We start from the raw sequence: 20,520 nt of genomic DNA, 5'->3' as shown, positions 1-20,520 counted from the left end.
CTGCGCTTGAGTTTGCGCATAATACTCGGCTTATATCATTTGCACCGATAAATGATAGCTATTGAGGATAAAGACTGTAATGACTGATATTTGCGACGCTAACAAGTTTAAACACCGCTTCCGTGGTTATTTCCCTGTTGTTATCGATGTCGAAACTGCGGGTTTTAATGCCAATACAGACGCGCTGCTTGAAATTGCCGTCAGCTTATTAAAAATGAATAGTGATGGGGTCATTGAACTTGATAAAACCCTCCATTTTAATATTGAGCCTTTTGAGGGTGCGAACTTAGAACCTGAATCTTTAGCATTTAATGGTATCGACCCTACCAACCCACTTCGTGGTGCGGTAGATGAAAAAGTTGCTTTTTTAGAAATTTTTAAAGAAGTAAAAAAAGCCCAAAAAGCTGCAGATTGTCATCGCAGCATCATTGTCGCGCACAATGCAGCTTTTGATTTAGGTTTTGTTAATAAGGCTATTGAACGAAATAGTTTAAAACGTTCTCCTTTTCATCCTTTTGCTAGCTTTGATACCGCGACACTTGCAGGCCTTGCTATTGGACACACAGTATTAGCTAAAGCCTGTAAAATGGCAGGGATCGATTTCGACAATAAAGAAGCCCATTCAGCATTATATGATACCGAACGCACTGCAGAATTATTTTGCTACATTGTAAACCGTTGGAAAGCCTTAGGTGGATGGCCATTGGCGGCTGTAGAAGATGATAGCGACTCAGCAAGCGAATAATGGATACTAATCTTTTTATTATCTCATGCCATTCATCTACAGCGAGTTCTCGATAAAAAACATTAATTTCACCCAATAAAAAAGCTGCCGAAGCAGCTTTTTTTAATTCTAATCAGCAAAATTATAGTTTAGCTGAGTTGTCTTTTAGATATGCAGCAACACCTTCAGTGCTAGCAGTCATGCCTTTTTCGCCTTTTGACCAGCCCGCTGGGCAAACTTCACCGTGCTCTTCATGGAACTGAAGTGCATCAATCATACGGATCATTTCGTCAACGTTACGGCCTAATGGTAAATCGTTAACCACTTGGTGACGAACTTGGCCTTCTTTGTCCACTAAGAAAGAACCACGAAAAGCAACACCCGCTTCTGGATGCTCAACGTCATATGCTTTACAAATCTCATGTTTAACGTCAGCAACTAGAGTGTACTTAACTTGACCAATACCACCCTTGTCTACTGGAGTGTTACGCCATGCATTATGAGTGAACTGTGAATCAATAGAAACACCAATCACTTCAACACCACGCTTAGTGAACTCTTCCATGCGGTGATCAAAAGCAATTAGCTCTGATGGGCATACAAAAGTAAAATCAAGTGGGTAGAAGAAAATAACTGCAGGCTTACCTTTAATTGCGGTAGCAAGGTTAAATGTGTCAACAATTTCGCCAGAACCAAGAACGGCTGCGGCTGTAAAATCTGGGGCTGGACGGCCTACTAATACGCTCATTATCTATCTCCATTTAATGGCTTAAACACTCAACAACGGAATTATTTCATGGCTAGTTTGATGAGTAACTGTGATCAACTTAGCAATTCATTATACCGTTGGGACTTATATCAGTCGTATACCATACATCTAAATTAGCTGACTTATAAGTTATTTCAGATGAAAATTGGTTTACCTGCTGAAAAATAAAACATACAGACTCACTAATATAAAATTACTCTATGACAAATTAATTATCGCAAATTGACATCCTCCCCCACCTCAAAATCCCCAAAAGGATTTTGCCGCTACGCGCAATGGAAGGGGATTCCTACGGCGCTAAGCAGTTTTCAGCTTAGTCACTTCGATGGGTTCCTGCTTCACAGAGCGGCCTAAAGCTGCCGTTTCTCCACAGGCTAACAAGCGCTGCCCGCGCTCTAATATATTGATAGCGCCGACAACATCGGCGTTATTTTCGTAGTTACAATCTACACACAAAAATTGCGCTTGGGTTTTGCGATTATCCTTTGATACATGGCCACAGCAAGGGCAAGTTTGGCTGGTGTATTGCGCAGGCACCGCGAGCAAAACGCCGCCATTCCAAGCGGTTTTGTATTCCAGTTGTCGCCTAAACTCACCCCAGCCTTGGTCGAGAATGGCGCGGTTTAAGCCCGATTTTTGCGCTACTTTCTTGCCATGCTTTTCCGCCGTACCTTTTGATGATTTCGACATATTCTTAATCTGCAAGTCTTCTACACATACCAGCGCGTGGTTTTTGCTGAGGGTATGTGTGTGCTTATGCAGAAAATCCTTACGAACATTGCCGATATCGACGTGTATTTGTGTGACCTTGGCCTTGGCCTTTTTCCAATTGGCACTGAACTTCACTTTCTTGCTCATGCGCCGCTGATATTTAGCCAGCCGCTGCATCTGCGTTTTGAAGCTGTTTTTCGGCTCAATATAGCTACCGTCATTCATTGCCGCAAAACGCGCAATGCCCACATCAATACCTATGGCGCTTGTAGCCACTGGCACAATCTCAACATCGCGCCGTGTTTGAATCGACACAAACCACTTGCCACCTGATTGACTTACCGTGGCGTTACGCACTTCGCCCAATACATCTCTGCTTTTACGGTATTTTAGCCACCCCAGCTTGGGCAGGAAAATACGGTTATTGGCTTGGTCTAATTTGATTTGCTTGGGTTCTGGATAGCGAAAACTATCGCCACTGCCTTTCTTTTTGAAACGCGGAAAATCCGTGCGCTTTTCAAAAAATCCCTTGAAGGCTTTTTCTAAATCCTTGAGCGCATGTTGCAGCGCTTGCGAGGGGGAATTCTTAATCCAGTCGAAGCCCGCTTCGCGCTTCCACTTCGGCAGATCCGCCGCCATTGGCACATAGCCTATGAACTTATTTCCCGTTTCGTGGTTATCTTTCTGCAACGCCAACGCCTTGTTATAGACGAACCGACACGTACCTGCAAAGCGACGCATATTGCGCACTTGCTCGCCGTTGGGCTGTAGCTCGAATTTGAAGGCTTGTAGTCGTTCCATAGCCAAAGTATAGTTTGGCCTATGCAAACAAACAACGATATTCGACACGGTAGACATTGTGTATTCAATATGCACGTTCACTTGGTCTTTGTGACTAAGTATCGGCACGAAGTATTCACCAAGGAAATACTCGATGAGCTTAAACCCCTCTTTGCAGCTGTATGCGCGGATTTTGGGGCTGAATTGATTGAATTCGATGGCGAAGACGACCACGTTCACTTACTCGTTAATTACCCACCGAAAATAGCGGTATCGGCACTCGTGAATAGTCTAAAGGGCGTTTCCAGCCGCATGATTCGCAAGAAAAATATCCGTCCATCACGAAAAAATTGTGGGGCGGCGCACTGTGGTCTCCCAGCTATTTTGCGGGCAGTTGCGGTGGCGCACCTATCGACGTGATTCGCCGATACATTGAGCAGCAACAAACGCCGCACTAAAGTCAAAACCGTGCCAGCTACGCTGCCAGTGCCTTACATCCCCGACCTGAAGGACGGGGTTTTACGGCGCGTCTGATAAAATGTGGCTTTTTAACGTAAGATGAGAACCCAATGTAACAATCAAATCTGATTTCAGTTATCCATGACTCAAGCGTAAAGTACTCTCAATATTGTTTACATCACATTTTTCGAGTAATTCTGACGAAGAAACCCGCCAAAACAAGCATCAACAACGAAAAAATGCATCTAGGCTGGACAAATAGAGGTGAGACAGTCAAGAATACCCGCCTCACTTACTTTTATGAATTATAATTATGAATGCGGTTGTTATCGCGGTTTGCTTAATGTTGTTTTTAAGCTTTATTCGAATTAACGTTGTAGTGGCATTAACAATTAGTGCTGTGGCGGCAGGTTTAGTCGGTGGATTAGATATTCATCAAACAATCGCAGCCTTTAACGACGGCCTCGGTGGCGGTGCTCAAATCGCATTAAGTTATGCATTACTTGGCGCATTTGCTGCTGCGTTGTCGCATTCAGGCTTAACAACATTAATTTCTCACTTTATTATAAAAAAGCTCGGCAAAGAACCCAATAGCAGTAATACTATCGTTGTGCGTTGGTTATTATTAGCCACAATATTATTAATGGCAGTTTCATCGCAGAATATTTTGCCTATTCATATCGCCTTTATCCCTATTCTTATTCCACCGTTATTGCATGTCATTTCCAAACTGCATATAGACCGCCGCCTTATAGCTTGCATTATCACATTTGGTTTGGTGACCACGTATATGATATTGCCTATCGGTTTTGGTGGGATTTTCCTTAATGACATTTTGTTAGCAAATTTAAACACCAATGGGTTAAATGCGATAGCTGAACAAATTCCCAAAGCAATGTTATTACCCGCTATAGGCATGGTTGTAGGTTTACTTACCGCTATATTTATTAGTTATCGTAAACCTAGAGAATATTTGATCGAACAACCTGTGCTCAATGATGATGTATCAATCACGATCAGCCGTAAAAGCTTGTTGGTTTCACTTTCGGCAATTGTGGTCACTTTAGTGGTTCAGTTACAAACTGACTCAATGATATTTGGCGCCTTAAGTGGGTTTGTTATTTTCCGTTTTTCAGGGATCATTAAACATGACGTAAGTAAAGATCTGTTTAATCAAGGCGTGCTTATGATGGCCAATATTGGTTTTATTATGATTGCAGCCGCAGGTTTTGCTGCTGTAGTAAAATCAACAGGGGAAGTGGGAACACTGGTGACCTCTTTAGGCGACATCATAGGTGACAACAAAGCGTTAGCCGCGTTATTGATGCTAATTGTTGGGTTATTAATTACCATGGGAATTGGATCTTCGTTCTCAACGATTCCAATTATCGCTACCATTTATGTGCCGTTAGCACTTAGCTTTGGTTTTTCTCCCGCAGCTACAATTGCGTTGGTGGGAACTGCTGCGGCGCTTGGTGATGCTGGTTCACCTGCATCAGATTCAACATTAGGCCCCACTGCCGGTCTTAATGCGGATGGTCAACATGACCATATTCGCGACAGTGTGATCCCAACCTTTATTCATTACAACATTCCTTTACTGATATTCGGTTGGATTGCGGCTATGGTGTTGTAATCATGATACAGATATAAAAATGGGAGCCAATTGGCTCCCATTTTTATATTCAAATAATTACGTTATAGCATTATTTAGTACCAAATATTTTGTCACCTGCATCACCTAAACCAGGCAAGATATAACCTTGCTCGTTTAAGCAATCATCAATTGCTGCTGTGTATAATTCAATATCAGGATGTGCAAGCTCAAGAGCTTTAATACCTTCCGGTGCAGCAACTAACACTAGCGCTTTAATTGAACTACAACCACGCTTCTTCAACAAATCAATAGTCGCAATCATTGAACCACCAGTAGCTAACATTGGATCAACAACTAAAGCGATACGCTCTTCAACATTACTGACTATTTTTTCGAAATAAGGTATAGGCTGAAGCGTTTCTTCATCACGATATATACCGACAACAGAAATACGCGCACTAGGGAGATGCTCAAGAACACCATCCATCATGCCTAAACCCGCACGTAAAATAGGCACTACAGTGACTTTTTTACCTTTAAGTTGTTCGATGGTAACAGGGCCATTCCAGCCTTCAATTGTTACAGTTTCCGTTTCAAAATCAGCTGTCGCTTCATAGGTTAATAAACTGCCAACTTCAGTGGCAAGTTCGCGAAATCGTTTGGTGCTGATATCCGCTTCACGCATTAAACCGACTTTATGACGAACCAGAGGATGTTTTACTTCAACGACTTTCATTTATTTCTCCTAGATTTCTGACTATTTCAGGCAAATTTGACAAATGTTAGTCGATTTATCCTCTGTATAAAACATAAAGTTTCAAAATTGCAGTAAATCGTGACCTAAACCAATAAAAAATAGACGATTCATCGTTTTCTTTATGGGATAAAGTAAAAACATGACTTTCGACGAGCAACACAAACTGGTAGAATATCGGCGCATAAAATTCCATAAAACGATGTACCCTAGAGGATCCTCCGTGACCACTACTACCCCCCTAAGTTACAAAGATGCTGGCGTTGATATTGATGCTGGTAATGCGTTGGTAAACAACATTAAATCTGCGGTAAAACGCACTCGCCGTCCAGAAGTTATGGGCAATTTAGGTGGTTTTGGCGCACTATGCGAATTACCGACTAAATATAAACACCCAGTACTCGTTTCTGGCACTGATGGTGTTGGTACCAAATTAAGATTAGCCATTGATTATAAAAAGCATGACACTGTAGGTGTTGATTTAGTTGCTATGTGTGTCAATGACCTAATTGTTTCAGGTGCTGAGCCACTTTTCTTCCTCGATTACTATGCTACAGGTAAGCTTGATGTTGAAACTGCAACTTCAGTTGTCAGTGGCATAGCAGAAGGTTGCTTCCAGTCAGGTTGTGCATTAATTGGTGGTGAAACGGCTGAAATGCCAGGCATGTACGAAGGCGAAGATTACGATCTTGCCGGATTTTGTGTCGGTGTGGTTGAAAAAGCAGACATTATTGATGGCACAAAAGTCAAAGCGGGTGACTCATTAATCGCTCTTGGCTCAAGTGGTCCTCATTCAAATGGTTACTCGTTAATTCGTAAGGTATTAGAAGTCAGCAAAGCTGATCCACAACAAGACCTTGCCGGAAAGCCCTTAATTGACCATCTACTCGAACCGACAAAAATTTATGTTAAGTCATTATTGAAACTGATTGAACAATCAGACATTCACGCAATGGCACATATTACCGGCGGTGGATTCTGGGAAAATATCCCACGCGTCCTTCCTGATGATTGCAAAGCAGTCATTAAAGGTAACTCTTGGCAGTGGCCTGTTGTATTCGACTGGTTAATGACAAACGGTAACATTGCACAACATGAAATGTTTCTAACATTTAACTGTGGTGTCGGTATGGTCATTGCGCTACCTACAGATAAAGTTGATGCCGCATTAGCGTTATTAACTGCTGAAGGCGAAAATGCTTGGTTAATAGGTGAAATTGCAACTCGTCAAGACGACGAAGAGCAAGTGGAGATCATTTAAATGAGCCAAAGCTGTCGTGTTGTGGTACTGATTTCCGGTAGTGGCAGCAATCTTCAAGCTATCATCGATGGCTGTGACGATAACCTAAATGCTGACGTTGTTGGTGTTATCAGCCACAAACCGGATGCTTATGGATTAATTCGTGCTCATCAAAGCGAAGTTGATACCAGTTGTGTTATTCCTTATGCCAATGAAGCTCGCAGCGATTACGATGCGCGCTTATTCAAGGCAATAGAAAAATACCAGCCAGATCTGGTTATTCTTGCTGGATTTATGCGTATTTTAACTGATGAATTGGTCAGCCATTTTCTCGGTAAAATGATTAATATCCATCCATCATTATTGCCTAAGTATACCGGATTACACACACATCAACGTGCTATAGACTCAGGGGACAAGGAACATGGCGCTAGCGTTCATTTTGTTATTCCAGAGCTCGATGCTGGTCCAGTGATCTTACAAGCTAAAGTCCCTATTTATCCTGAAGATAATGCGGAAGTCTTAGCCGAACGTGTTCACGAACAAGAACATGCCATTTACCCTCTGGTAGTGAAATGGTTCAGCTTAGGACGTTTAGCTATGACAGATGGTAAAGCCTATTTGGATGGAGAGTTAATTGGTCTGACAGGTTACGCACCAGACTAAAATCAAATAATTCATACTAAGCCTTTATTATTCATAAAAAAACCTCACTAATTAACGAGGTTTTTTTATGGATTAACTTTCGAAAATAATAACTACCGAACAGGTAACACCATGTCAGCAAACATTTCATCGATCAATTGTTGATCGCGAAGTCCAACCGCTTTCTCAACTACATCTCGGGTTAAATGCGGTGCAAAATTTCTCATAAAGTCATACATGTAGCTGCGTAAAAAACTACCACGGCGGAAACCTATCTTAGTTGTACTGTGAGCAAACAGGTGACTCGCATCAATCGCGACTAAATCATTATCTACCGCTGGATCAATTGCCATAGAAGCAATCACCCCAACTCCTAATCCTAAACGAACATAGGTTTTAAGCACATCGGCACTGGTTGCGCTAAACACGACTCGTGGATCGAGATCTGCACGTTTAAATGATTTCTCAATTTCAGACGCTTTATCGAAACCAAATACATAAGTCACCAATGGATATGTCGCTAGATCTTCTATGCTGATTCTTGCTGATTGGCTAGCAAGCGGATGATCACGAGTTACAACAATTGAACGATTCCAATGATAACAAGGCAGCATAATTAAATCGGTATATAAATGCATTGCTTCAGTAGCAATAGCAAAATCAGCATCGCCTCTAGCAGCCTGCTCACTAATTTGTGATGGCGTACCTTGGTGCATGTGCAAATTCACTTTAGGGTACCGTTTAATAAACTCTTTAATAATTTGTGGCAGAGCATATCTAGCCTGAGTATCAGTAGTGGTAATATTTAACTCGCCCTGATTAGGCTGAGTATGTTCTTCGGACACTTTCTTGATACTATCGACTTTGCCGAGTATATCATTGGCAATATCAATAACTTGCTGTCCAGCAGGCGTCACATGAGTCAAATGTTTACCACTGCGGCCAAATATTTGAATGCCTAGTTCATCTTCTAACATTCTGACTTGCTTGCTAATACCCGGTTGTGAAGTATAAAGATTCTCAGCCGTAGATGACACATTAAGGTTATGTTTAACAACCTCTGCAATATATCTAAGTTGTTGCAGTTTCATGGTTTTATCCTTGATTTAACCGTCACTCATCCGCATGATATGCAAATAAGAAAAAATCTATGTTATTTCACAGAGCAGGAACGATTGTTCAACTATAATAAAATGTTATATATTAAATGAAATGTAATGTAAATAGTAATAACGAGCAAGTAATAATAGCACTGTTATAAATTGAGTTGGCTTTTCATAAACATAGACAGTTAACAGTTTAATGATTTATCAACAAAATGACTTATTATTCAACGACAGTCGCGATAACTTACGCTAAGATATAGATTCTTTTTGATGAAATTTTATTTCTATTATTTCATCCCGTATCAAAACAACTAATAGCTATAGCTATTAGGCTATATTAACCATTTGATATCCAAGATAAAACGGAACCTTTATGTCCTTAATGTTGATATTAATTCTTATTGGGGCGCTATTACTGCTGATAATCGGCTTTAGTATTGTCCAACAACAAAAAGAACGCGCAGAAGCCGAGCGTAGAGTAGAAATGTCTCGCCAACGAGCCATCATAGACGAAACCGATACTGTCTTATCTAATACTGGCATGGCCCCATCTTCTAGCCATATAATGCTAGTACTTTATCGTCGTATTAAAGATGCTTTAGAACAATCAATTGTCCATGCTTCTGGTCAACTTAAATCTGATTATGAACGTCGTTTAACTGATATAAAAACGCAAATATCCGCAGTATCAAACTCACCAGCCCAAGTTCCTGCTATTGAGAATTTTCGCTTACCTGATAATGATAGACAAATTTTAGAATTAGTAAAAACCCTTAAAAAGCTTAAAGCTATTTTACGAGCTGAACATAATAAAGGAAAAGTTGATCCCTCTATTTTTGTACAAGAAGAAATGCGTATTGATAGCCTTCAATTGAGGATCAATGTTGAGTCAATGATTAGTCGAGCTCGTGCCGCGTGTTTTATGAAACAATACGGTTCCAGTAAACAGATGGTCACTAAAGCCTTAAACACATTGCACACCATTAAGGCACAAACGCCTAATGATCCTTTTATAGCCCGCAAAGTAGATGAGGCGAAATTATTACTCGATGAAATAATGGGGGCTCAAAAGAATAGTGAGCCAAGCGCACCAAAACAAAAAAAAGAAGGTGATGATATTGATATGTTATTCCAACCTAAAAAGAAATGGTAGGTTGGTTGTCATCACTCAATAAAATAAGCTTCATTTAGAGGCTTTTTTTATTATAGCCAAAATCAATTTAACACTTAGTTTGCGTTATTTTTTGACCACAAAAAAAACACAAGTAAATACATGAAGTTACCAAAGCAACTCAGACAAATAAACAAAGTTGTCCACAGAATTTGTGGATAACAATTGTAGTCATTTGTTATCACAATTAAGGATAATAAAGAACCTTATGCTCAAACATTACTCCTTTATGATAAATACGAGTAACTTATAAAATGCTAATCACTCATACCTTATAAAATGGCATTATGTAAATGACGTATCTCATGTCTAACCGTATTTTAATAAGGTATGACATACCTTATTTATTACGTCAAGCCATTCTAATCGAAGTGTTCACTTTCTAAACTATTTGAACAAATAATAATTTCTTCAATATGTACTATCAGTATCCAATATTATTTTAGCCATATTCCAAATAGTGAATATATCTAGCACAATACTTTCAACATCAAGATATTCTTTGCAGTAATCTCGTGTTTAACGTGTAAACACATCAAGATTCCAATCTAATATTCATTAAGAAACCGGCTAACTTAACACTTGCTTGGTCCATATAGTGATATATCAAGACTAAAAAAATAACCAAAATATGACTAAATGAACTTGCTAACAAAGCGAATAATTAAGCCCACTAAACAGAGCTTAAGTGAATAATTCGTAACTAACGGAATATGAAATTTTTCATACTAGAACACTTAATATCTATACTCCGACATTGTTTATTCATCAGGCAGACTATTCAACATTGATATCTTTTAGTCTCAAGAAATGAAAAGTACCAAATCAACAACCTACGATTTAGGATCTAAGGTTTTAATACCATGTTCTATACTCGTATTATTTTTTACTATGTCTATCCTTGTCAGCGATGGCATAAATCAGGATACTAGCAACAAAATAATATAAACAGTAAAAGGGCTTTATGCTAAAGATAACTTCTATAAAAATGTTGCCTTTGTTTCTGTTGTTCATCCTCAGTGCATGCAGTCAATCGGATGATATAGGCCAACAGCTACTCTCACCTGAACAAGTTACACTGGGTTTCTTTAATGCGATTTATGTTGAACGTGATGTAGAGAAAGCACAAAGGTTTGTTGCCCCAGACCTCAAAGAAATAATCGACCATTATCATATTGCATCACAGGTACAGAGACATGTATTAGGTTTATCCATGAGTCAGGTCACAATCGCTATCGACGAAATTGATATCGATTTTTTTCGAAAATTTACTGACGATGTCACTGTTGTTGTCAAAATGGAAGGGTTAAAAGGCGGTAAAAAATGGGTAGATAACCGCACGATTCGTCTTCATAAAAAAGGAAACACTTGGATCATTGTAGATTTTTTACCTGAAAAAGGTCGAATTGAAGGTTAGGTGGTAAAAATCGAGTTAAGAAAAATGACTGATTTGTTGGATGTTAGATTGGTTAAAAAGTTAATGTTGATAAAGTGTTAAACTTGAACAATACTCACACAATATAGAAAAATATCATGTATATTTTTAATCACGCTAAACAATACTTAGCAAACAATATCATTAAAAATAACTAATAAAAATAGCAGCCTAAGCTGCTATTTTTATTTCAGTGTCGGAGTATTTAATGTACTGACTCAATGGCCATAACACCAATATGCTCGTTCAATCGTCTTATTCTTCGTTAGAAGGTAAAGACTCTAACACGTCATCTTTTACTTGATAGTAAGCATTTTCGTATTCATGAACTTCCATAATAACTCCAATCTTTTAGGTCGCTTTGTAGGGGAAGGCCTGTCTTATTTTAGTCAACAACATAATGTTATATACACAATACATACAACAAAAAACTGAAGCTGAGGATGACATTTGCCTTACAGAAAGAAGAGTAACAATCACGTACTTCTTGCTATGGAGTATATCAATAGTAAGATCACATTCAAACCATAATTACGAAAAACTTTCAGTTCTGTCGTGCGAATAATGTATCTACACCTTTAAATAGGCATAATTGCTAATAATTATGAAAGTCTTTCAATAACAAAAACATAAAAAATGAAACGCACTATCGATTGTCATTTAGCATAACCTCAAAATCAGACATATACATCTGACAATTAACACTCTGAATTTAAAGTGCTTATTAAATATAAGCATAAAATAAAAACCGATATTAACTAAGTAATATCGGTTTAAGTTATGTCTTTATGCATTAACACAATTGTTTAAAATTATACTTGGCTAATATGATTCAACACTCTTTTTTCTGAAATCGGATAAGCGGTGCCAAGTACTTGAGCAAAGCATGACACCCGATACTCTTCTATCATCCAGCGGGCTTCAATCAATGCTTCAGGGATCGGTTGCGAACGTGGCACTTTGGCTAATTGAGCGGTTAACGCCTCTTGAACTTTAGCAATACTGTGCATATGTAATCTATCGCGCGTGGGATCAATTGGCAGCTTTTCCAGTCTATTCTCAATAGCTTTTAAATAACGGGCTACGTCAGTTAATCGTTGCCAGCCACAGTCTTCGACAAATCCTTTATAAACTAGGCTATCCAGCTGAGTTTGAATATCACTCATCGCAAACGCAATATCAAAGCTAATTTTTCCTTTTAAACGTTTTTTAATTCGTTGATAAATGGTCAAAACTTTCTCTACGTTCAATGCAAGAATTTCCGCAGTAGGATTGAGTTCTTGGCGAACCCACTCTTTTGCTTGCTCGAATTGTTGTTCGTTACGAATATCTAATTGCTTTTGATCTAGCAACTGCTGTACTGCTGCATTAATAATATCTTCAATTAATATCTGTACTTGTCCAAAAGGATTAAAGTACATCGCAAGCTTAGCTTTATTAGGCAATGCTTGCTGCAAGTGCTTCACTGGCGAGGGAATATTAATCAATAACAATCTGCGTAGACCGACTCGATGATGTCGTGTTGCTTCATGTTCATCATCAAATAACTTAATCGCCACATCGGTTTTGTTGTCAATTAATGCCGGATATGCTTTAACTTCGTAGTTACCTTTACGCTGCTGATATTGAGCGGGTAAATCACCGAATGACCACGTAGTGATGGCCTGTTGTTCAATACCTTTGTCTGCGACTTTACGGATTGCTTTGGCGACAACACCTTGCAATTGACCTTTTAACAGTTCTAAATCACGGCCTTGTGCAACTAAACGACCTTGATCATCTTCAATCTTAAAGTTCATCTTAAGATGTTCTGTTAATTGAGTTAAATCAAAATCATCAGCAGAAATACGCACACCACTCATGCGCAGCAATTGTTTACACATGGAATCAAGCATTGATAACTCAAACGGCTTCATTGCTTGATAACATGCCCGGGCATAGTCAGGAGCAGGTACAAAATTGCGCCGTAAGTTTTTTGGCAAAGACTTAATCAATGCGATTAACTTTTCTTCTCGTAATCCTGGTACTAACCAATCAAAATCACTGTCGTCAATTTGATTGATAAGTGCCACCGGAATGTGCACCGATACACCATCATCCGAATTACCAGGTTCAAAGTGATAACTAACTGTTAAAGCCAAATTCCCTTTATGCCATACTTCGGGAAAGTCTAAAGCCGAAATATGATCGGCACTGCGCTGCATTAATAATGCTTGGCTGTAATCGAGTAAATCAGGGGTTTGTTGACGGGCTTTTTTCCACCATGCAAAAAACAATGGTGCGTTATAAATCCCTTCGGGCACCAATGGTTCGTAAAAGTCCACTAGAACTTGTTCATCGACCAAAATATCGCGTCGACGAGATTTATGCTCTAAAGACTCGATATCATTAAGTAACTTTTGGTTGTTAACAAAAAAAGCTTCTTTTGTTTGCAACTGCCCTTCTGCTAAGGCGCTACGGATAAATATTTCACGGGCTTCTACGGCATCGATAGGACCATATTGCACTCGACGGCGGTTGACTATGGTTAAGCCATAAAGCACCTGATTTTCAAGTGCAATAACGCTGCCTGCTTTGGCTTCAAAATGAGGTTCAAGATAATTCTTTTTCACTAAATGCGCGGCTAGTAGCTCTAACCATTCAGGCTCAATTTTAGCGCAGCAACGAGCAAATAACCGTGAAGTTTCAGTTAACTCAGCGGCCATAATCCACTTAGGACCTTTCTTAGCTAATGGCGATCCAGGAAATACAAAAAACTTGCGGTTTCGTGCCCCTAAATATTCGTTGTTTTCACCTTTAAAACCAACATGACTTAGCAAGCCTGACAATAATGCTTTATGCAACTGGTCGTAACTGGCAGCACTGTCATTAATACGCCATTTCAATTCATGTACAGCTTGTTTCACTTGGGTATACAGATCTTGCCATTCGCGTACTCGTAAATAGGCTAAATATTCATCGCGACATTGTTTTCTAAATTGACTGGCTGACAACTCTCGTTTTTGATCTTTAACGTGGTCCCATAATTTAACCCAACTGGCGAAATCAGAGTCTTTATCAGCATAACGACGATGGCACTCGTCGGCCGCTTGTTTCTTTTCTGCGGGACGTTCTCGTGGGTCTTGAATCGACAAACCAGCAGTAATAACTAATGCTTCATGTAGACAACCTAATTGATTCGCTTCAATGACCATTCTAGCCAAACGCGGATCAAGTGGGATTTTAGATAGATCTTTGCCTAATGGAGTTAGGACTAATTCATCACGAGATTTTTTCACAGCTTGCAACTCTTCAAGCAATAAAAAACCGTCTCTAATGTGTTTTTGATCCGGTGGCTGAATAAATGGAAATCCAGCTATATCGCCTAATCCAATCGACAACATGTGTAAAATGACAGAAGCTAGATTGGTACGCAAAATTTCAGGATCTGTAAATTCGGGGCGCTGAATAAAATCCATTTCATCGTATAGTCGAATACAAATACCCGGACCAACACGCCCACAACGTCCTTGACGCTGATTAGCACTGGCTTGTGAGATAGGTTCTATCGGTAAACGCTGTACTTTGGTACGGTAACTATAACGGCTTATGCGTGCGGTACCAGGGTCAATAACATAACGGATCCCAGGCACGGTTAATGACGTTTCGGCAACGTTGGTGGCCAATACAATACGGCGACCAATATGGCTTTTAAAGACCTTAGATTGTTCACCATAAGAAAGACGCGCGTAAAGAGGTAAAATTTCAGTATCGCGATATTGCTGTTTATTAAGTAAATCTGCGGTATCGCGAATTTCGCGCTCGCCATTCATAAATATCAATATATCGCCAGGCCCCGCAGCCATTAACTCATCTACGGCGGCAAAAATACCATCACTGACATCTAAATCTTCATCAGTATCACGCACTAAAGGACGATAACGAGTTTCAACTTCAAAAGTACGCCCAGACACTTCAATAACAGGCGCGTTATTAAAGTGTTTTGAAAAACGATCTACATCAATGGTAGCCGAAGTAATAATCACTTTTAAGTCAGGTCGTTTCTTTAATACCTGTTTAAGGTACCCCAATATAAAATCAATGTTTAAGCTACGTTCATGTGCCTCATCAATAATAATGGCATCATACTGGTTGAGAAATCGATCTGAGGTAAGTTCAGCCAGCAAAATACCGTCAGTCATCAATTTAATGTAACTGTTGTCACTCATGGCATCAGCAAATCGAACTTTAAAGCCAACAACTTCACCTAATGGGCTGTTAAGTTCTTCGGCTATACGATTCGCAACACTTCGAGCGGCAAGACGACGAGGTTGAGTATGGCCAATTAAACCTCGAGTACCTAAACCCAGTTCAAGACAAATTTTAGGTAACTGGGTTGTTTTACCCGAGCCTGTTTCACCCGCCACAATTACCACTTGATTATTGGCAATGGCAGAGGCAATATCATCACGCTTTTGTGACACAGGAAGTTCATCAGGGTAACTGATGGTGGGTCTAGAGTGTAAGCGCTGTTGCGCTTTCGCATAGGCTCGCTGGGCAGCTTCGGTTAACTGCGCTAACGTTTGGGATTTTTTTTCAGACTCAGCTTCTTTATTAACACGATACAAACGACGGCGAATTTTAGCTGCATCGGTTTGATAACAAAGATTGAGATATGCCTTAGATAGCGGGTGAAGGTCCGAATTCAAAACTGGTTCCCTTGCTTACATCGAAAAAAGCGATCCTAGCAAGGAAAACAGTATAATGGTATTGATTTTAACGATTGTTAAGCTGGAGATAAGTAACACTGCTGCATGTAAATATTCATCGCCTTAAGCACATTGGTGCGATTTATGGTACCAATGACTTTCCCCTCTTTTAATACCGGATAAATTTTCGGCTTTGCACCCAACATTTGTTCAGCGAGTTCTAAAATGCTGTCATCCGGCGAGACCGTCAAAACAGGGCTTTTCATGCAATCGTGTACGGTACTTGTCATATCGCAATGGTAGCTACTTTTTAACATTACTGATAAACAATCTTGTTGCGACAAAAAGCCGACAAGCTTGCCAAAAGGATCAATCACTGGCGCGCCATTTTTATTACTTTCAAGTAATTTTTCAACAGCAATTGCCAGCGACATCTCAGCGGTTAAAAGTATTGGACGTCTATCCATATAATCTTTAATTTTAATTGAATCCATATTTCCCCCAAATGCACGCTAATTGACAACGTGCTAAGTAAAACTCGTTATTCAATTCATAATGAATCAACCTATGAGTACTCACTTGATTAAGTCTAGTCAATAATGGTCCAATGGATAGATAATAAAACCGATTGTATTAACCTACTGTATTTGGCAATAGTATTAACAATGCTTAAGTGAACTACTCGCAACTAAAGCAGCGAGCTTCCAATATAACAGCCTAAGCTGCTAACTTTTCTTTTTTGACGCTTCGCAGGGTGCTGCGAGTGGAGCTTTTGGCTCTGCTCGACTTACGGTTCCCTCCACGTCCACTATCTGATTTTAGGCGTAAAACACCTTCATCAGACAACACCGTTCCAGTGTCTAAAATCAGATTAATTGCCCTTTTCTTAATCACCAATGATGCATTGTGATCTGCATTGTCAGTATTGCCACATTTACCGCACACAAAGGGTTCTTGTGATTTACGGTTGTCGGGGTGAGTGTAATCGCACTTGGCGCACTCCTGACTGGTATAAGCTGGGCTTACTTTACATACGACTTTGCCTGCCTGGTTAGCCTTGTATTTTGTATAGGTTTCGATAACGTGCCAGCCTACATTCAGGATGGCTTTATTTAATCCTGCTTTTTGCTTGGCTTTGTTAGAAATAAATTGACCGCTTTCATTCTGTTTGGCTTTGGGCTTTTTGGTCATGTTTGAGATGCGTAGCGCCTCAAACACAATAATCTTAGCGTTGCTATCGACTAACGAGCGACTTGTTTTATGAGCGAAATCGTTGCGGATATTGGCCTTTTTGGCGTGATGTGTAGCAATACGATGCTTGGTCTTGTTTCTGTGATTAGAGCCTTTTGTCTGCTTGGCTAATCGACGCTGTAATCGCTTAATGTAGCGTTCGGCTTTAGTCATGTGATTTTTCTGGTTATCAGAAAAATCGAACGTCATTAAGCCTGCGTGAACAGGAATAGCAACACCTCGGTCAACACCGATAGTGTGTTCTTCCAAATACTCTTTTGTTGAGCATTGCAGGAACGCCAAATGCTCTGCATTGCTCGATAGCTCAACCTCGCTCTTTCCATTCTCATAACAGAAAGACACCGTATATTGGCCGCGTTCTTTACGCACATAAAGTGAATTTGGGATTTTGAATTTACTGTGCGCTTTAAACGATAAATAGCCAATATTATTGGTCTTCGTGCCAATAAACAGCCTAATATTGCCATCTTCACAACGGTCAAATCGAAAGACTTCACAAGTAAGATAAATACTGCCTCGGTCTGTTTTGGGTTTGCGCTTAGGGCGACCGCACGCGCCTTTCATGAACTTCTGATAAGTCTGATACCAGTTGACGGCACTATTGCGGATAATCTGACTAGGACAGGCTGATAACCAAGGCGTTAGCTCTTTCGATTTAAACTGCGATGCTTTCTGATCAATAGGAGCATACGTGCCAATCGAATGATACTTTCTTGCAAAAGTGCGGAAATACCTTTCTTCATCAACCTTGGCATTCCAAATTAATCGAGCACAACCCATCCACTGACTTAATATCAGCTTTTGATTAGATGTTGGGTTAGCACGTAATTTGATGCCAGTTAGCATACTTGCCTTATACTGTAATTATATAAGGGCTATCCACTTAGCACAACCAACCACTATATGTTGTGGTTATCGATTTTTAATTGATTGGTACGTTATCGGCTTAGAACGCACTGCTTGTTCAAGCAACCTGTAGAATAATAATCCCCGAGAATCTGACTTTCTTCTATTGAAGCGAAATGTAAACTCATCTAAATAATAATCAAGTTGCTTAGCCTTTACCGCGCCTTGATATGTACCTAAAAGCCATCTTTTACATAATGATGAGACTCGATGTACCCCAGCCATTGTTTCATGTGCAGGTACAGATGAACCTAAATGCACTATTCGGTTATGCTTATATCCTTTCTTGTCTATTTGTTTGTATGCTTGAGAGCCATCACTACAAATTGTACTACCAGGTTCAATTACATCTTGAATGAATTGATGGATATGTTCTTTGGTTGCACTTTCCACTAGCCTTAAACGTATCCGGCCAAATCCAGAGGGTGATAGCAGCTCAACAGCGACCAAAACTACAGCCTTACGCTTACCCTGTTGATTTTTAATAGATGATTGGGGAACGACGCCACCTATTAGTGTTTCGTCAACCTCTACGATGCCGGACAGTTTATCCCTTTCAGGATCAACCATGGCATGCCTTAACTTGTGCATTAATGACCAAGCGGTTTGATAACTCCCAAGACCTAATAACCTATGAACTCCAAGAGCGCTGACCCCATTTTTTTGATTTGTAATAAACCAGACGGCAGCAAACCAACTTTTCATGGGGGTTCTTGTTTTGTCAAAAAGTGTACTTGATGTTACTGAACACTGAGAACGGCAAGCATGACATTTTAACTTGCCATTACTTAACTGATAAGGTGATTGATGGCTTGAACAGCTTGGGCATATGAATCCGTTTGGCCAACGAAGTTTGTAAAGGTAGCTAATGCAGGATTGTTCATCATGAAACCAATCAACAAATTCGCCCCAACTTGTAGGGTAATCTACACCCGCTTTTAATAAATACGATGAAGTTTTCATCACTACATATTGACACTGGTGGCGCTAAATGGATAGCCCTTAATTATATACAGCATCATGATAATGACATGAATAGTAAAGCCAACATCGCTCGACTTGACTCGCAGCTAAAGCAAGCGAGATTGAATCGAGCACTTGTTCAAAGCGGCTAAAACTTACTTGTCACGCCAGATCATAATATTCGCCTGTTGGCCTTTGCTTCGTGTTGCACGATACATACCTTCGGTATTGAATGGTGTAGCTATATTACCTCGTTCGTCTATGGCTATGACCCCACCCGTTCCACCCGCCGAGAGCAAGCGTTGGTTAATGACTTCATCAGCGGCTTGAATAATCGATAACAGTTGGTATTTCACTTTCGCACATATGTCACCCGCCACCTTATAACGAATAAAATACTCACCGTGACCTGTCGCGGATACAGCACAAACGCCATTTTCAGCATAGGTCCCGGCACCAATAACAGGGGAATCACCAATACGACCAAAACGTTTTGCTGTCATGCCTCCGGTTGACGTTCCAGCAGCAAGGTTACCTTGTTTATCAAGTGCTACAGCGCCTACCGTGCCGTATTTATAATTAGCGGGTAATTGTTCAACTGATGCTTGATAATCACCGCCGTTATTTTGCTCGGCTTTAATAATACTCGCTTTAGCATCTAACAATTGCGCATAACGATGTGGGGTATCAAAGTGACTGTTAGCCACCAAGCTAAATTGTTGTGTTAACGCAAACTCTTCCGCCCCTTGTCCGTAAAGCATCACATGGGGTGACTTATCCATCACCTTTCGCGCTAAATCAATTGGGTTTTTAATATGTTTAACCCCAGCCACAGCACCCGCATTCATGGTGTTGCCATCCATTATAGAAGAATCTAACTCGTGGCCACCATCAAAGGTATAAACAGCACCGACCCCAGCATTAAATAGCGGGCTATTCTCTAATACATTTATTGCAGCTTGAACGGCATCGAGACTGTCACCACCGTTATCCAACACCTTATATCCTGTATCCACAGCCTGCTTAAGCTTGTCGCGAAGATTTTGTTGTAACTCAGGACTTAAACTAGCTTCTGAAATAGTGCCTGCACCACCATGGATTGCAATAGCAAACGGTTTATCATCAGCAGCAAAATTGACAGTCGATGTGAGGCTTAAACAGAGCGCAATCGTTAAATATACTTTATTCATGTTAGTTAAGTCCTTTAAAGTGGTTTATCTTTATCACTATTTCTACTTGTCATTTCAATCATATCATTGCGACTTTTATGCTTTGTAGCGACAATAGACATTATCATCAATTTTGGAAAAGATAGCTTAAC

General features: G+C 40.0%; 15 protein-coding genes and 1 pseudogene. 7 read left to right on the top strand and 9 right to left on the bottom strand.

Annotated elements, in window-relative coordinates; genetic code table 11:
* Positions 1-79 precede the first annotated feature (79 nt).
* Positions 80-745, top strand: a complete 666-nt coding sequence (rnt, locus tag FCN25_RS17865) for a ribonuclease T (protein WP_137226744.1) — start codon at positions 80-82, stop codon at positions 743-745.
* Between the two features lie 121 nt (positions 746-866).
* Here the strand turns inward: rnt and FCN25_RS17860 are convergent, their stop codons facing one another.
* Together FCN25_RS17860 and FCN25_RS17855 are read right to left on the bottom strand one after the other, a co-directional pair.
* Complete coding sequence (locus tag FCN25_RS17860) at positions 867-1,472, bottom strand: peroxiredoxin (RefSeq protein WP_137226743.1); 606 nt, start codon at positions 1,470-1,472, stop codon at positions 867-869.
* 318 nt (positions 1,473-1,790) lie between these two features.
* Positions 1,791-3,005 carry an RNA-guided endonuclease TnpB family protein gene (locus FCN25_RS17855; RefSeq protein ID WP_137226742.1) on the bottom strand — a complete coding sequence of 405 codons (1,215 nt, stop codon included), beginning with the start codon at positions 3,003-3,005 and terminating at the stop codon, positions 1,791-1,793.
* A 21-nt stretch (positions 3,006-3,026) separates the two neighbouring features.
* Here FCN25_RS17855 and tnpA point away from each other — a divergent pair.
* Positions 3,027-3,442, top strand: a pseudogene (gene tnpA / locus FCN25_RS17850) (IS200/IS605 family transposase).
* A 314-nt stretch (positions 3,443-3,756) separates the two neighbouring features.
* Positions 3,757-5,079: a Na+/H+ antiporter family protein gene (locus tag FCN25_RS17845; protein ID WP_137226741.1), complete on the top strand. Its 1,323-nt coding sequence runs from the start codon at positions 3,757-3,759 to the stop codon at positions 5,077-5,079.
* Between the two features lie 70 nt (positions 5,080-5,149).
* On the opposite strand, the gene upp is transcribed toward FCN25_RS17845, so the two are convergent.
* A complete protein-coding gene (gene upp, locus FCN25_RS17840) occupies positions 5,150-5,776 on the bottom strand; it encodes a uracil phosphoribosyltransferase (RefSeq protein WP_137226740.1) in 627 nt (208 codons plus the stop codon).
* Positions 5,777-6,017: 241 nt separating this feature from the next.
* Here upp and purM point away from each other — a divergent pair, with 241 nt between their 5' ends.
* Both purM and purN read left to right on the top strand, forming a co-directional pair.
* Positions 6,018-7,055: a phosphoribosylformylglycinamidine cyclo-ligase gene (purM, locus tag FCN25_RS17835; protein ID WP_137226739.1), complete on the top strand. Its 1,038-nt coding sequence runs from the start codon at positions 6,018-6,020 to the stop codon at positions 7,053-7,055.
* Positions 7,056-7,700 (top strand): phosphoribosylglycinamide formyltransferase, encoded by a 645-nt coding sequence (gene purN, locus FCN25_RS17830; RefSeq protein WP_137226738.1) that lies wholly within the window; start codon positions 7,056-7,058, stop codon positions 7,698-7,700.
* A 92-nt stretch (positions 7,701-7,792) separates the two neighbouring features.
* Here purN and cysB read toward each other — a convergent pair whose 3' ends face one another.
* Entirely contained in the window at positions 7,793-8,770 is a 978-nt protein-coding gene (cysB, locus tag FCN25_RS17825; RefSeq protein ID WP_137226737.1) for an HTH-type transcriptional regulator CysB, read from the bottom strand.
* A gap of 388 nt (positions 8,771-9,158) precedes the next feature.
* Between cysB and FCN25_RS17820 the strand changes: the two genes are divergently transcribed.
* Positions 9,159-9,938 carry a hypothetical protein gene (locus tag FCN25_RS17820; RefSeq protein WP_137226736.1) on the top strand — a complete coding sequence of 260 codons (780 nt, stop codon included), beginning with the start codon at positions 9,159-9,161 and terminating at the stop codon, positions 9,936-9,938.
* Between the two features lie 1,006 nt (positions 9,939-10,944).
* Complete coding sequence (locus tag FCN25_RS17815) at positions 10,945-11,373, top strand: hypothetical protein (RefSeq protein WP_254693791.1); 429 nt, start codon at positions 10,945-10,947, stop codon at positions 11,371-11,373.
* 830 nt (positions 11,374-12,203) lie between these two features.
* On the opposite strand, the gene hrpA is transcribed toward FCN25_RS17815, so the two are convergent.
* The 5 genes from hrpA to FCN25_RS17790 form a co-directional block, all read right to left on the bottom strand.
* Positions 12,204-16,079 carry an ATP-dependent RNA helicase HrpA gene (gene hrpA, locus FCN25_RS17810; protein ID WP_137226734.1) on the bottom strand — a complete coding sequence of 1,292 codons (3,876 nt, stop codon included), beginning with the start codon at positions 16,077-16,079 and terminating at the stop codon, positions 12,204-12,206.
* A 77-nt stretch (positions 16,080-16,156) separates the two neighbouring features.
* Positions 16,157-16,573, bottom strand: a complete 417-nt coding sequence (locus FCN25_RS17805; RefSeq protein WP_137226733.1) for a CBS domain-containing protein — start codon at positions 16,571-16,573, stop codon at positions 16,157-16,159.
* Between the two features lie 223 nt (positions 16,574-16,796).
* Complete coding sequence (locus tag FCN25_RS17800) at positions 16,797-18,176, bottom strand: RNA-guided endonuclease TnpB family protein (protein ID WP_137226732.1); 1,380 nt, start codon at positions 18,174-18,176, stop codon at positions 16,797-16,799.
* Between the two features lie 66 nt (positions 18,177-18,242).
* On the bottom strand, positions 18,243-19,199 hold the full coding sequence (locus FCN25_RS17795) for an IS1595 family transposase (protein WP_137222035.1): 957 nt from the start codon (positions 19,197-19,199) through the stop codon (positions 18,243-18,245).
* A gap of 155 nt (positions 19,200-19,354) precedes the next feature.
* Positions 19,355-20,389, bottom strand: a complete 1,035-nt coding sequence (locus tag FCN25_RS17790) for an isoaspartyl peptidase/L-asparaginase family protein (protein ID WP_137226731.1) — start codon at positions 20,387-20,389, stop codon at positions 19,355-19,357.
* Between the last annotated feature and the right edge of the window lie 131 nt (positions 20,390-20,520).

Source organism: Shewanella sp. MEBiC00475, assembly GCF_005234075.1.
Taxonomy (GTDB): domain Bacteria; phylum Pseudomonadota; class Gammaproteobacteria; order Enterobacterales; family Shewanellaceae; genus Shewanella; species Shewanella polaris.
This window is presented reverse-complemented; position numbering and strand designations above follow the sequence as displayed.

Bases quoted from the DNA above. Each gene is read 5' to 3' on its own strand.
- rnt (WP_137226744.1), top strand. From the start codon at position 80: ATGACTGATATTTGCGACGCTAACAAGTTTAAACACCGCTTCCGTGGT.
- FCN25_RS17860 (WP_137226743.1), bottom strand. From the start codon at position 1,472: ATGAGCGTATTAGTAGGCCGTCCAGCCCCAGATTTTACAGCCGCAGCC.
- FCN25_RS17855 (WP_137226742.1), bottom strand. From the start codon at position 3,005: ATGGAACGACTACAAGCCTTCAAATTCGAGCTACAGCCCAACGGCGAG.
- FCN25_RS17845 (WP_137226741.1), top strand. From the start codon at position 3,757: ATGAATGCGGTTGTTATCGCGGTTTGCTTAATGTTGTTTTTAAGCTTT.
- upp (WP_137226740.1), bottom strand. From the start codon at position 5,776: ATGAAAGTCGTTGAAGTAAAACATCCTCTGGTTCGTCATAAAGTCGGT.
- purN (WP_137226738.1), top strand. From the start codon at position 7,056: ATGAGCCAAAGCTGTCGTGTTGTGGTACTGATTTCCGGTAGTGGCAGC.
- cysB (WP_137226737.1), bottom strand. From the start codon at position 8,770: ATGAAACTGCAACAACTTAGATATATTGCAGAGGTTGTTAAACATAAC.
- FCN25_RS17820 (WP_137226736.1), top strand. From the start codon at position 9,159: ATGTCCTTAATGTTGATATTAATTCTTATTGGGGCGCTATTACTGCTG.
- FCN25_RS17815 (WP_254693791.1), top strand. From the start codon at position 10,945: ATGTTGCCTTTGTTTCTGTTGTTCATCCTCAGTGCATGCAGTCAATCG.
- FCN25_RS17805 (WP_137226733.1), bottom strand. From the start codon at position 16,573: ATGGATTCAATTAAAATTAAAGATTATATGGATAGACGTCCAATACTT.
- FCN25_RS17800 (WP_137226732.1), bottom strand. From the start codon at position 18,176: ATGCTAACTGGCATCAAATTACGTGCTAACCCAACATCTAATCAAAAG.
- FCN25_RS17795 (WP_137222035.1), bottom strand. From the start codon at position 19,199: ATGAAAACTTCATCGTATTTATTAAAAGCGGGTGTAGATTACCCTACA.
- FCN25_RS17790 (WP_137226731.1), bottom strand. From the start codon at position 20,389: ATGAATAAAGTATATTTAACGATTGCGCTCTGTTTAAGCCTCACATCG.